The sequence below is a fragment of the Salinisphaera sp. LB1 genome (assembly GCF_003177035.1).
GTDB lineage: Bacteria > Pseudomonadota > Gammaproteobacteria > Nevskiales > Salinisphaeraceae > Salinisphaera.
This window is the reverse complement of sequence record NZ_CP029488.1, coordinates 674,843-686,982: the sequence shown is the minus strand read 5'-3', so window position 1 is coordinate 686,982 and position 12,140 is coordinate 674,843. Positions and strand designations below refer to the sequence as shown.

At 61.7% G+C, this 12,140-nt stretch carries 21 protein-coding genes; all 21 read left to right on the top strand.

The genetic code is table 11. The annotated features are described in order from the left end of the window. The first annotated feature begins 29 nt into the window (after positions 1-29). The 21 genes from rpsL (at position 30) to rplF (ending at position 12,105) form a co-directional block, all read left to right on the top strand. Positions 30-404, top strand: a complete 375-nt coding sequence (rpsL, locus tag SALB1_RS03125; protein ID WP_037341482.1) for a 30S ribosomal protein S12 — start codon at positions 30-32, stop codon at positions 402-404. A gap of 39 nt (positions 405-443) precedes the next feature. After that, positions 444-917 carry a 30S ribosomal protein S7 gene (gene rpsG / locus SALB1_RS03120; RefSeq protein ID WP_109992532.1) on the top strand — a complete coding sequence of 158 codons (474 nt, stop codon included), beginning with the start codon at positions 444-446 and terminating at the stop codon, positions 915-917. A 51-nt stretch (positions 918-968) separates the two neighbouring features. After that, on the top strand, positions 969-3,083 hold the full coding sequence (gene fusA / locus SALB1_RS03115) for an elongation factor G (RefSeq protein ID WP_109992531.1): 2,115 nt from the start codon (positions 969-971) through the stop codon (positions 3,081-3,083). Between the two features lie 12 nt (positions 3,084-3,095). Beyond that, positions 3,096-4,286: an elongation factor Tu gene (tuf, locus tag SALB1_RS03110; RefSeq protein ID WP_109992530.1), complete on the top strand. Its 1,191-nt coding sequence runs from the start codon at positions 3,096-3,098 to the stop codon at positions 4,284-4,286. Between the two features lie 15 nt (positions 4,287-4,301). After that, the gene (gene rpsJ / locus SALB1_RS03105; protein WP_006913628.1) at positions 4,302-4,616 is read left to right on the top strand and encodes a 30S ribosomal protein S10; all 315 of its coding nucleotides are present in this window, start codon (positions 4,302-4,304) and stop codon (positions 4,614-4,616) included. A 147-nt stretch (positions 4,617-4,763) separates the two neighbouring features. Continuing rightward, positions 4,764-5,468, top strand: coding sequence for a 50S ribosomal protein L3 (gene rplC, locus SALB1_RS03100; protein WP_109992529.1), 705 nt, complete (start codon positions 4,764-4,766; stop codon positions 5,466-5,468). 30 nt (positions 5,469-5,498) lie between these two features. Continuing rightward, positions 5,499-6,107 carry a 50S ribosomal protein L4 gene (gene rplD, locus SALB1_RS03095; RefSeq protein ID WP_109992528.1) on the top strand — a complete coding sequence of 203 codons (609 nt, stop codon included), beginning with the start codon at positions 5,499-5,501 and terminating at the stop codon, positions 6,105-6,107. Further along, positions 6,104-6,406 carry a 50S ribosomal protein L23 gene (gene rplW, locus SALB1_RS03090; protein WP_109995243.1) on the top strand — a complete coding sequence of 101 codons (303 nt, stop codon included), beginning with the start codon at positions 6,104-6,106 and terminating at the stop codon, positions 6,404-6,406. The genes rplD and rplW overlap by 4 nt, the downstream gene beginning before the upstream one ends. A 25-nt stretch (positions 6,407-6,431) precedes the next feature. Beyond that, positions 6,432-7,268: a 50S ribosomal protein L2 gene (gene rplB, locus SALB1_RS03085; RefSeq protein WP_109992527.1), complete on the top strand. Its 837-nt coding sequence runs from the start codon at positions 6,432-6,434 to the stop codon at positions 7,266-7,268. Between the two features lie 27 nt (positions 7,269-7,295). Next, positions 7,296-7,565: a 30S ribosomal protein S19 gene (rpsS, locus tag SALB1_RS03080; RefSeq protein WP_109992526.1), complete on the top strand. Its 270-nt coding sequence runs from the start codon at positions 7,296-7,298 to the stop codon at positions 7,563-7,565. Between the two features lie 15 nt (positions 7,566-7,580). Continuing rightward, positions 7,581-7,913 carry a 50S ribosomal protein L22 gene (rplV, locus tag SALB1_RS03075; protein ID WP_109992525.1) on the top strand — a complete coding sequence of 111 codons (333 nt, stop codon included), beginning with the start codon at positions 7,581-7,583 and terminating at the stop codon, positions 7,911-7,913. Between the two features lie 26 nt (positions 7,914-7,939). Beyond that, on the top strand, positions 7,940-8,617 hold the full coding sequence (rpsC, locus tag SALB1_RS03070; RefSeq protein WP_109992524.1) for a 30S ribosomal protein S3: 678 nt from the start codon (positions 7,940-7,942) through the stop codon (positions 8,615-8,617). 6 nt (positions 8,618-8,623) lie between these two features. Next, a complete protein-coding gene (gene rplP / locus SALB1_RS03065) occupies positions 8,624-9,037 on the top strand; it encodes a 50S ribosomal protein L16 (RefSeq protein WP_109992523.1) in 414 nt (137 codons plus the stop codon). Between the two features lie 8 nt (positions 9,038-9,045). Then, positions 9,046-9,240 (top strand): 50S ribosomal protein L29, encoded by a 195-nt coding sequence (gene rpmC / locus SALB1_RS03060; RefSeq protein ID WP_109992522.1) that lies wholly within the window; start codon positions 9,046-9,048, stop codon positions 9,238-9,240. Positions 9,241-9,245: 5 nt separating this feature from the next. Continuing rightward, the gene (rpsQ, locus tag SALB1_RS03055; protein ID WP_109992521.1) at positions 9,246-9,545 is read left to right on the top strand and encodes a 30S ribosomal protein S17; all 300 of its coding nucleotides are present in this window, start codon (positions 9,246-9,248) and stop codon (positions 9,543-9,545) included. Positions 9,546-9,553: 8 nt separating this feature from the next. Continuing rightward, positions 9,554-9,919, top strand: a complete 366-nt coding sequence (rplN, locus tag SALB1_RS03050) for a 50S ribosomal protein L14 (protein WP_109992520.1) — start codon at positions 9,554-9,556, stop codon at positions 9,917-9,919. Next, positions 9,916-10,248 (top strand): 50S ribosomal protein L24, encoded by a 333-nt coding sequence (gene rplX / locus SALB1_RS03045; protein WP_109992519.1) that lies wholly within the window; start codon positions 9,916-9,918, stop codon positions 10,246-10,248. The genes rplN and rplX overlap by 4 nt, the downstream gene beginning before the upstream one ends. Before the next feature lie 7 nt (positions 10,249-10,255). Next, positions 10,256-10,819, top strand: a complete 564-nt coding sequence (gene rplE, locus SALB1_RS03040) for a 50S ribosomal protein L5 (RefSeq protein WP_109992518.1) — start codon at positions 10,256-10,258, stop codon at positions 10,817-10,819. 2 nt (positions 10,820-10,821) lie between these two features. Further along, entirely contained in the window at positions 10,822-11,127 is a 306-nt protein-coding gene (gene rpsN / locus SALB1_RS03035) for a 30S ribosomal protein S14 (protein ID WP_109992517.1), read from the top strand. Between the two features lie 26 nt (positions 11,128-11,153). Then, a complete protein-coding gene (gene rpsH / locus SALB1_RS03030) occupies positions 11,154-11,549 on the top strand; it encodes a 30S ribosomal protein S8 (RefSeq protein WP_037341330.1) in 396 nt (131 codons plus the stop codon). A gap of 25 nt (positions 11,550-11,574) precedes the next feature. Then, positions 11,575-12,105, top strand: coding sequence for a 50S ribosomal protein L6 (rplF, locus tag SALB1_RS03025; protein WP_109992516.1), 531 nt, complete (start codon positions 11,575-11,577; stop codon positions 12,103-12,105). Positions 12,106-12,140 lie beyond the last annotated feature (35 nt).

The following is a 12,140-nucleotide window of genomic DNA, read 5'->3' as shown; positions in this document are numbered from 1 at the left end:
TTTTTTAAGATTAAGATCAGGGTGACGACGTGTCTACGGTCAACCAATTGGTCCGTAAGGGCCGCAAGGACAAACGGCAGAAGAATGACGTGCCGGCGTTGCAGGGCTGCCCGCAGAAGCGTGGCGTCTGCACCCGCGTCTATACCACCACGCCGAAGAAGCCGAACTCGGCATTGCGTAAGGTTGCGCGTGTGCGGCTGACCAACGGCTATGAAGTGGCCAGCTACATCGGTGGTGAAGGTCACAACCTTCAGGAGCACTCGGTCGTGTTGATTCGCGGCGGTCGTGTGAAGGACTTGCCCGGTGTGCGTTACCACACGGTGCGCGGTGCGCTGGACGCCTCGGGCGTGGAAGCGCGTCGTCAGGGTCGTTCGAAGTACGGCGCCAAGAAGCCGAAGTCGTAGGCCGGCCGCATCCGTTCAAACGAATAGGTTAGAAAAGCTATGTCCCGTCGTGCATCCGCCCCGCGCCGCGAAATCCTTCCGGATCCGCGGTATCACAGCGAACTCCTCGCCAAGTTCATGAACATGATCATGGAGGATGGCAAGAAGTCGAAGGCCGAAATGATCGTCTACGGCGCGCTGTCCCAGATCTCTACCAAGAAAGGTACGGACGAGCCTCTCGAAGTGCTGCAGGAAGCGCTCGACAACGTGCGCCCGGCGGTTGAGGTCAAGTCCCGTCGCGTGGGTGGTGCCACCTACCAGGTGCCGGTCGAGGTGCGTGCGATTCGTCGCACCACGCTGGCCATGCGCTGGGTTATCGATGCGGCGCGTAAGCGTGGCGAAAACACCATGGCGCGCCGGTTGGCCGGCGAGCTGATCGATGCCTCCGAGCATCGCGGTGCCGCGGTCAAGAAGCGTGAGGACACGCATCGCATGGCCGACGCCAACAAAGCGTTCTCGCACTTTCGCTGGTAAGACGCGCGATTCCCCGCGCGCACCATTTCGCAAGAGCTACAAGAGACCCTCATGGCCCGTAAGCATCCACTTGAGCGTTATCGCAACATCGGCATCATGGCCCACATCGATGCCGGCAAGACGACGACGACCGAACGTGTTCTGTACTACACCGGTATCTCTCACAAGATGGGCGAGGTGCATGACGGCGCGGCCGTGATGGACTGGATGTCGCAGGAGCAGGAACGCGGCATCACAATCACCTCGGCTGCCACCACTTGCTTCTGGCAGGGCATGGAGCAGCAGTACCCGGAGCAGTATCGCGTCAACATCATCGATACACCGGGCCACGTCGACTTCACCATTGAGGTCGAGCGCTCGCTGCGTGTGCTCGACGGGGCGGTGTGCGTGCTTGACGCCAACGCCGGTGTGGAGCCGCAGACCGAGACGGTCTGGCGTCAGGCCGACAAGTACCACGTGCCGCGCATTACGTTCGTCAACAAGATGGACAAGCTGGGTGCGGACTACTGGCGCTGCATCGACATGATGAAAAAGCGTCTGGCCACCTATCCGGTGACCATTCAGCTGCCGATCGGTGCCGAAGACCAGTTCGAAGGCATTGTCGACCTCATGCGCATGCAGGCGATCTACTGGAATCAGGAAGATGCCGGGCGCACCTTCGAGGCGCGCGACATCCCCGCGCATCTCCAGGCCGATGCCGAAAAGTATCGCGAAGAGATGATCGAGGCGGCGGCCGAGGCCGACGAAGAGATCATGGAGATGTATCTCGAGAACGGCGAGCTGACCAACGACCAGATCAAGTCCGGTCTGCGCAAGCGCGTGATCAACAACGAGATCACCCTCTGTCTGTGCGGCACCGCCTTTAAGAACAAGGGCGTGCAGGCGATGCTGGACGCCGTGATCGATTATCTGCCGTCGCCGACTGAGGTGCCGCCGATCAAGGGCCAGGACGCCAACGATCCGGACAAGCCGATCGAGCGTCATGCCTCCGACGATGAGCCGTTCGCCGCGCTGGTGTTCAAGATCGCCACCGATCCGTTCGTGGGTTCGCTGTCGTTCATTCGTGTGTATTCGGGTGTGCTGCAGTCGGGCGATTCGATCTACAACCCGATCGAGAACAAGAAGGAGCGCGTCGGCCGTATTTTGCAGATGCACTCCAATACGCGTGAAGAGATCAAGGAAGTGCGTGCAGGCGACATCGCCGCCGTGGTCGGTCTCAAGAACGTGACGACGGGTTACACGCTGTGCGCACCCGATTCGCAGGTCATCCTGGAGCGCATGGAGTTTCCGGAGCCGGTGATCGCGGTCGCCGTCGAGCCCAAGTCGAAGTCCGACCAGGAGAAGATGGGCGTGGCCCTGTCGAAGCTGGCACAGGAGGATCCGTCCTTCCGTGTGCGCACCGACGAGGAAACCGCGCAGACCATCATCTCCGGCATGGGCGAGTTGCATCTCGAGATCATCGTCGATCGCATGAAGCGCGAGTTCGGTGTCGAGGCGAACGTCGGTGCGCCACAGGTGGCCTATCGCGAAACCATTCGCAAGAAGGTCGAGCAGGAAGGCAAGTTCGTGCGCCAGTCGGGTGGTCGCGGCCAGTACGGTCACGTCTACCTGCGCATCGAGCCGCAGGAAGAAGCCGGCGCCGGTTATGAGTTCGTCAACGCCATCGTCGGCGGCGTCGTGCCCAAGGAATACATCGGCGCGGTCGACAAGGGTGTGCAGGAGGCGATGACCAACGGTGTGGTCGCGGGCTACCCCATGGTCGATGTCAAGGTCACCCTGTACGACGGGTCGTACCATGATGTTGACTCCAACGAGGCGGCGTTTAAAATAGCTGGCTCGATGGCGCTCAAGGATGGGGCCCGCAAGGCTTCGGCCGTGTTGCTCGAGCCGATGATGGACGTCGAAGTCGTCACGCCCGAGGAGTACATGGGCGACGTCATGGGCGATCTTAACCGGCGTCGCGGCAATCTGAAGGGCATGGAAGACATCCCCACCGGCAAGCAGATTTCGGCTACGGTGCCGTTGTCCGAGATGTTCGGTTATGCGACCGATTTGCGCTCCATGAGCCAGGGTCGTGCCACCTACACCATGCAATTCGACAATTATGCAGAAGCGCCCCGAAATATCGTCGAGGCGTTGACTCGCAATCAACCGGAAAAGGCATAAGAGGAAGTCGCCGTGTCCAAATCAAAATTCGAGCGTAACAAGCCGCACGTCAACGTCGGCACGATTGGTCACGTGGACCATGGTAAGACGACGCTGACGGCCGCGCTGACGGTGGTGTCGAACCGGTTGTTCGGTTCAGAGCTGTCGGCGTTTGATGCCATCGACAAGGCGCCGGAAGAAAAGGCGCGTGGTATCACGATCTCCACCTCGCACGTCGAGTACGAGAGCGAAGCGCGTCACTATGCGCACGTGGACTGCCCGGGGCATGCGGACTACGTCAAGAACATGATCACGGGTGCTGCGCAGATGGACGGCGCGATCCTGGTCGTGTCGGCGGCCGACGGCCCCATGCCGCAGACGCGCGAGCACATTCTGCTGGCGCGCCAGGTGGGCGTGCCGTTCATCGTCGTGTACCTGAACAAGGCCGACATGGTGGACGACGAAGAGCTGCTCGAGCTGGTGGAAATGGAAGTCCGCGAACTGCTGGACGCCTACGACTTCCCGGGCGACGACACCCCGGTGATTGTCGGCAGTGCGCTCAAGGCGCTGGAAGGCGACGAAGGCGAGCACGGATCGGAATCGATCGCCAAGCTCGTGCGGGCCATGGACGAATTCATTCCCGACCCCGAGCGTGCCGTGGACGGCGCCTTCCTGATGCCGGTCGAGGACGTCTTCTCGATCTCCGGTCGTGGCACGGTCGCCACCGGTCGTGTCGAGCGCGGCGTGATCAACGTGGGTGACGACATCGAAATCGTGGGTATCAACCCCACGACCAAGACCACCGTCACCGGCGTCGAGATGTTCCGCAAGCTGCTGGACCAGGGTCAGGCGGGTGACAACATCGGCGCGCTGCTGCGCGGCACCAAGCGCGAAGACATCGAGCGTGGCCAGGTGCTGGCCAAGCCGGGCTCGATCACGCCGCACACCAACTTCGAATGCGAAGTGTACGTGCTGAAGAAGGAAGAGGGCGGTCGCCACACGCCGTTCTTCAAGGGCTATCGTCCGCAGTTCTACTTCCGGACGACGGACGTGACGGGCGCTTGCGAGCTGCCGGCGGACACCGAGATGGTGATGCCGGGCGACAACGTGACGATGAACGTCGAGCTCATACATCCGATTGCGATGGAAGAAGGCCTGCGCTTCGCCATTCGTGAAGGCGGTCGCACCGTGGGTGCGGGCGTCGTGACCAAAATTACGGCCTGAGGCATTTGAATCGTCATGGCAGCTAGTCAGAACATTCGTATTCGTCTCAAGGCGTTCGACCATCGATTGATCGATAAGTCGGCCCGGGAGATCGTCGAGACCGCCAAGCGCACCGGTGCGCAGGTCCACGGCCCGATCCCGCTGCCGACGCGCAAGGAGCGCTATACCATCCTGATTTCGCCGCACGTCAACAAGGACGCCCGGGATCAGTATGAAATCCGCACGCACAAGCGGATGATGGATATTGTCGAGCCTACCGAGAAGACGGTCGACGCGTTGATGAAGCTCGACCTTGCTGCGGGCGTCGACGTCCAAATTAAATTGCAGTAAGGGCGACACAAGTCCCCGGGGCGTGTTATACTTCTCGCCCTCTTGTTGGAAGAGGCCCGCGATCACGCGGGCCCTTTGCACTGGAAAACCATACTTGAACTGTCGCCCCCTCTAGCGAGTGGCGATAAGCGAGAAGGTACTTAATAAATGGCTATTGGATTGGTAGGTCGCAAGCGCGGCATGACGCGCGTGTTCGACGACAACGGCGTGTCCGTGCCTGTCACGGTCGTCGAGGTCGAGCCGAACCGCGTCGTCCAGAAAAAAGATGTCGAAACCGATGGCTACCGCGCACTGCAGGTTACGACCGGTACGCGTCGCGCAAACCGCGTGACCAGGCCGGCCGCCGGGCACTTCAAGAAGGCCGGTGTCGAGGCAGGTCGCGGTATCTGGGAGTTTCGCGTGGACGGTGATTGGCCCCGGGTTACGGCCGGCGCACCCGGCACGGCCGATGGCGAAGAAGCCGTCGCGCCGGAGCAGGTCGAGATCGAGGTCGGCGGTGAGCTGACGGTATCGGTCTTCGCCGCCGGGCAGTACGTCGACGTAATCGGGCGCTCCATCGGTAAGGGCTACGGCGGTGTGATCAAGCGTCACAATTTCCGTTCCCAGCGGTCGACACACGGTAACTCGAAGGCGCATCGCGCGCCGGGCTCGATTGGTCAAAACCAGTCGCCGGGTCATGTGTTCAAGGGCAAGAAGATGGCCGGCCAGCTGGGTAACGCCCGTACCACGGTCCAGAACCTGGAAGTGGTTCGCGTGGACGAAGAGCGGGGTCTCATTCTTGTTCGCGGCGGTGTGCCGGGTGCCAAGAACGGTGACGTCATCATTCAGCCGGCGGTCAAGAAGGCCGGTTAACGGCGTGCTGGCGAATAGGCAGGTTTAAGCATGGAACTGAATCTCGCAAGCGGCGACAAGTCGGTTTCGGTGTCGGACGCCGTTTTCGGTCGCCCGTTCAACGAAACCCTGGTGCATCAGATCGTCACGGCATATCTCGCCGGTGGTCGTGCGGGCACGAAGGCGCAGAAAAATCGTGCGGAAGTGCGCGGCGGCGGCAAAAAGCCGTGGCGTCAGAAGGGCACGGGCCGCGCCCGGGCTGGCACTATTCGCAGTCCGATCTGGTCCGGTGGCGGCGTCACGTTCGCAGCCAGTCCCCGCGATTTCTCGCAGAAGGTCAATCGCAAGATGTATCGCGCTGGCATGAGTGCGATCGTCTCGGAGCTGGTTCGGCAGGATCGCTTTTCGGTGGTTCCGGACCTGGCGCTCGAGTCGCGTAGCACCAAGGGCCTGCTCAAGGCCCTGTCCGAGCAGTCGGTTGAGGCGCGTGGTGTGCTGGTTGTGTCCGAAGTCGACGACAAGCTCGGCTATTCGGCGAACAATATCGTCGGCTTCGACGTGGTCGCGGTCACGGACCTCGATCCGGTCACGCTGGTCGGCGCCGAGCATGTATTGATGACGGAAAGCGCGCTGCAGGCGTTCGAAGGATGGCTGGCATGAATAAAGAGCGCATCTATCAGGTGCTGCGTTCGCCGCTCGTCTCGGAAAAGGCATCGGTGGTTGGCGACTCGGCCAACCAGGTGGTCTTCCAGGTTGCCGGCGACGCGAACAAGCACGAGATCGCCGAAGCGGTCGCATCCCTGTTCAACGTCAAGGTCGTGGGTGTGACCACGTTGAACAACAAGCCCAAGCAGAAGCGTTTTCGCGGCCAGGCCGGTTTGCGAAGCGGTTTCAAGAAGGCTTATGTGACGCTGGCCGAAGGCGACGAAATCGATTTTCTTGACGGCGCCGCCCAGTAGGGCGACGTAGCGGAGCTAGAATACTATGGCACTCAAGAAAGCCAATCCGACATCAGCGGGCCGGCGGTTTGTGGTCAGCGTCAAGCGCCCGGATCTGCACAGCGGCAGGCCGCATGAGGCGCTGCTGGTCAAGAAGCACAAGCACGGTGGTCGCAACACGCACGGCCGGATTACGGTTCGTCATCGCGGCGGCGGTCATCGTCAGCACTATCGGCTGATCGATTTCAAGCGCAACAAGGATGGCGTTCCGGGCAAGGTCGAGCGTCTGGAGTACGATCCGAATCGCAGCGCGAACATCGCGCTCGTGCTCTATGCCGACGGCGAGCGCCGGTACATCATCGCGCCGCGCGGCGTCGAAGCCGGGACGCCGATCGTGTCCGGTCCGCAGTCGCCGATTCGCCCGGGTAACGCATTGCCGCTGGCTAGTATCCCGGTGGGTACGACGGTGCACTGTGTGGAAATGCGTCCCGGCAAGGGTGCCCAGTTGGCGCGCAGCGCCGGCACCAGCATTCAGATCGCGGCGCGGGCCGGTGAGTATTGCGTGTTGCGCCTGAAGTCCGGCGAAACCCGTCGCGTGCACATCAACTGCAAGGCGACTGTCGGCGAGGTTGGTAATAACGAGCACAGCCTGCGTCAGCTCGGCAAGGCCGGCGCCACACGCTGGCGGGGCAAGCGTCCCACCGTTCGCGGTGTGGCCATGAACCCGATCGACCATCCGCATGGTGGTGGCGAGGGCCGCACCAGCGGTGGTCGGCATCCGACCAGTCCCTGGGGTTGGAAGACCAAGGGCTTCAAGACTCGTTCGAACAAGCGCACCGACGGCATGATTGTCCGTCGGAGCTCCAAGCGCAAGAAGCGCTAGGGCGCCAGACAAGGTACGGGATAAGTTATGCCACGTTCTCTCAAGAAAGGTCCCTTCGTCGACCTGCATCTGGCCAAGAAGGTCGAGGCGGCTCAGGGTGCGAGCACGAAGCGTCCGATCAAGACCTGGTCGCGTCGCTCGATGGTGACGCCGGACATGATCGGCCTCACCATCGCGGTCCACAACGGCCGCCAGCACGTTCCGGTATTCGTGTCCGAAAATATGGTCGGGCACAAGCTGGGTGAATTTTCGCCGACCCGGACCTTCAAGGGTCATCTCGGCGATCGCAAGGGTTAACGCGGAGATATCGAGATGGAATCTGTCGCAAAATTGCGGTTCGCGCGTATCTCGCCGCAGAAGGCCCGCCTGGTCGCCGACGAAGTCCGCGGCATGCCGGTTGAGCGGGCGCTCGAAGTGCTTGAGTTCTCGACCAAGAAGGCGGCGCGGATCGTGCACAAGGTGCTCGAGTCGGCGCTTGCCAATGCCGAGCACAACGAGGGTGCGGATATCGACGAGCTCAGGATCGCGGCCATCATGGTCGACGAGGGGCCGACGATGAAGCGAATGAAGCCGCGCGCCCGCGGCAGCGCCGATCGCATCCTGAAGCGGACGAGTCACGTCACCATTCGAGTGGCCGACCGCTAGGCGGTCCAACGACAGCGGATAAAGATATGGGTCATAAAGTACATCCCGTCGGTTTCCGGCTCGGCATCACGACCGAGTGGTGCTCGCGCTGGTACGCCGAGGGTCAGGGTTACGCCGATGCGCTGAACACCGATCTGGCGGTGCGCGAATTCATTCGCGAAAAGCTGTCGCATGCGTCGGTCAGTCGTATTCAGATCGACCGTCCGGCCCGTTCGGCTCGCATCACGATTCACACCGCACGGCCGGGTATCGTGATCGGCAAGAAGGGCGAGGACATCGACAAGCTGCGGTCCGAGGTCGCGGCACGCATGGGTGTGCCGGTGCATCTGTCGGTCGAAGAGATTCGGCGTCCCGAGCTGGATGCCTATCTCGTCGCGCAGAATATCGCGCAGCAGCTCGAGCGTCGCATCATGTTTCGCCGCGCCATGAAGCGCGCGGTGGGCAACGCCATGCGCCTGGGCGCTGGCGGTATCCGCGTGAACGTTGCGGGCAGGCTGAACGGGGCCGAGATTGCGCGTACCGAGTGGTACCGCGACGGCCGTGTGCCGCTGCATACGCTGCGCGCCGACATCGATTATGGCCTGGCGGAAGCCAAGACTACGTACGGTGTCATCGGCGTCAAGGTCTGGATCTTCAAGGGCGAAGTGTTCGACACCGAGCCTAAAGTCGAAGAAAGCGCCGAGTCCGGCGCTGCAGCGGGGTAAGGCGTTATGTTGCAACCCAAGCGAGTCAAGTTCCGCAAAGTGCAGAAAGGTCGTAACCGCGGCCTGGCGCAGCGTGGCAACGAAGTCAGCTTCGGCGAATTCGGCCTCAAGGCCGTGGAGCGCGGTCGGCTGACGGCGCGGCAGATCGAGGCCGCACGTCGCGCCATGACCCGCTACATCAAGCGTGGCGGCAAGACCTGGATCCGCGTGTTTCCGGACAAGCCGGTAACCAAGAAGCCCATCGAAGTGCGTATGGGCAAGGGCAAGGGCAATGTCGAGTTCTGGGTCGCCAAGGTCCAGCCCGGCTCCATGCTCTACGAAATGGAAGGCGTTTCGCGTGAAGTGGCGCAGGAAGCGTTCCGGCTTGCCGCTTCCAAGTTGCCGGTCAAGACCGTGTTCGTCGAACGCAAGGTGATGTAGAGGCGATCATGAAAGCGACAGATCTGAGACAGAAATCGGCTGACGAGCTGAACGACGAACTGGTGGCGCTGCGGCGCGAGCAGTTCAACCTGCGCATGCAGCAGGGCAGCGGTCAGCTGGCGGCGACGCATCAGTTCGGACGTATCCGGCGCGATATCGCCCGTATCAAGACCGTGCTCAACGAAGCACGCAATCAGGGTTAACTCCGATGAGCGATACCAACACGCAACCCGAAGCAGGCGAAAAGCGCCAGCGCGCGCTCGTGGGCCGCGTGGTCAGCAACGCGATGGACAAGACCATCGTGGTGTCGATCGAGCGGCGCATGCAGCATCCGCTGTATGGCAAGTACGTCAAGCGCAGCACGCGACTCAAGGCACACGACGCAGACAATGTCTGCAATGTCGGCGACTGGGTCGAGATTCGTGAGGGTCGCCCGATCTCTCGTCACAAATCGTGGTCGCTCAGCCGTGTCGTAGACAAGGCTGGCGAGTTCGATACTGCAGGATAGCCAAGGTCATGATTCAGACAGAATCGGAACTCAGCGCAGCCGACAACAGCGGTGCCCGTCGCGTCCAGTGCATCAAGGTGCTGGGCGGTTCGCACCGGCGCTATGCTCGTGTCGGCGACATCATCAAGATCACGGTCAAGGATGCCATTCCGCGTGGCCGTGTGAAAAAAGGCGATGTGATGAACGCGGTCGTGGTGCGCACCAAGCGTGGCGTGCGTCGTGTGGATGGCTCGGTCATCCGCTTCGACAGCAACGCCGCCGTGCTGCTCAACGCCAACAACGAGCCGGTCGGGACCCGTATCTTCGGGCCGGTGACTCGTGAACTGCGTGCCAAGTTCATGCGCATCATTTCGCTTGCGCCGGAGGTGCTATGAGCTCCAGCAAAATCCGTAAGGGCGACGAAGTCATGGTGGTGGCCGGTAAGGACCGGGGCCGCCGCGGCACCGTCACGCGTGTGCTCGACAACGGCAAAGTGGTGGTCGAAGGCCTGAACATGGTTAAAAAGCATGTCAAGCCGGACCCCAACCAGGGTGTACAGGGTGGTATCGAGGAAAAGGAGATGCCACTTCACGTGTCGAACGTGATGCTGTACAACCCGCAGACCGAAAAAGGCGAGCGTGTTGGTTTCAAATGGCTGGGTGAAGGTGAAGACCGGCGCAAGGTGCGCTTCTTCAAGTCTTCCGGCGAAGTAGTGGACGCGTAGGCGAGTCATGGAAAACGCAGAACAGACAATTGCGCCGCGGTTGAAGGCCGTTTACAGGGATCGCATTGTCGGCGAGCTGGTCGAGAAGTTCGGCTACAGCAGCCGCATGGCGGCGCCGCGGATTGCGAAGATCACGCTGAACATGGGCGTGGGCGAAGCGGTGTCGGATCGCAAGGTGATCGAGGCCGCGATGGGCGATATGGAAAAGATCGCCGGGCAGAAGCCGGTGATGACGCGTGCCCGCAAGTCGGTCGCCGGGTTCAAGATCCGCGAAGGCTGGCCCATCGGCTGCAAGGTAACGCTCCGCCGCGCCCGGATGTATGAATTCCTAGACCGCCTGGTCAACGTGACGTTACCGCGTATCCGCGATTTTCGCGGTCTGAATCCGCGTTCCTTCGACGGGCGGGGCAATTACAGCCTCGGCCTCAAGGAGCAGATCGTGTTTCCCGAGATCGATTACGACCGTGTGGACACGCTGCGCGGCATGGATATCGTGATCTCGACCACCGCGTCGAGCGATGAAGAGGGGCGGGCCCTGCTTGAAGGGTTCAACTTCCCCTTCCGGAGATAATTATGGCGAAGAAAAGCATGATTGCGCGTGATGAAAAGCGCATGAAGATCGTAGCCAAGTACGCGGCCAAGCGTCAGGCGATCAAGGCCCGGATCGACGATCCGCAGGCCACGCCCGAAGAACGTTATGCCGCTGCCCAGGAATTGCAGGCGTTGCCGCGCGACGCGAGCCCGACCCGGGTTACGCGCCGTTGTCGAGTGACCGGGCGCCCGAAGGGTGTCTATCGCAAGTTCGGTCTGTCCCGTAACAAGCTGCGCGAAGCTGCGATGCGGGGCGAAGTGCCCGGCCTCGTGCTCTCGTCCTGGTAGTTCACAGTTAATAGGTATCGGTACGCATGAGTATGACTGACCCCATCGCCGACATGCTGACCCGTATTCGTAACGGGCAGTCGGCGGACAAGGAAAGCGTTGAAATGCCCTCCTCGAAGCTCAAGCTCGCGATTGCGAAGGTGCTCGAGGATGAAGGCTACATCAGTGGCTACGAAACGGCCGAGGTCGACGGCAAGCCGCGGTTGCGGATTGGCCTGAAGTACTTCCAGGGCCACGGCGTGATCGAGTATATCGAGCGTGCGTCGAAGCCCGGGCTGCGTCTTTACTGCAACAAGAACGATGTGCCCGAGGTCGTGGGTGGCCTGGGTATTTCGATCATCTCGACGTCGCAGGGCGTGATGTCCGACCGGGCGGCCCGCGCGGCCGGCCACGGCGGCGAAGTCCTCTGCTACGTATCGTAAAGCCGGTCAGGCGAGGAGCAATAAGATGTCGAGAGTAGCCAAAGCGCCGGTGAATATCCCCAGCGGCGTCGAATGTGTCGTCAATGGGCGCGATATCACGGTCAAGGGCAAGGGCGGCGAGCTCGCGTTCCGTCTGCCGCTGGGTGTGGATCTGGAAGTTTCGGATGGCGTGGCACGAGCCCAGGCCACCGGTCGCCAGCCGAACATGGCCATGGCCGGCACGGTGCGGGCGACGGTCGCCAACATGGTGCACGGCGTGACTGAGGGTTTCGAGCGCAAACTGCAGCTCGAAGGCGTCGGTTATCGCGCCCAGGCCCAGGGCAGCAAAGTGAATCTTTCGCTGGGCCTGTCGCACCCGGTGGTCTACGAAGTGCCCGCGGGCGTGACGGTGGAAACGCCGAGCGCGACCGAAATCGTACTCAAGGGTGCCGATAAGCAGGTCGTGGGTCAGGCCGCGGCCGAGATTCGCGCCTGGCGTCCGCCCGAGCCCTACAAGGGCAAGGGTATTCGCTATGCGGGCGAACGAATCATCCGCAAAGACGCCAAGAAGAAGTAGCGCGTTTTCGCCTACAGCAACGGATTCAGGATCGT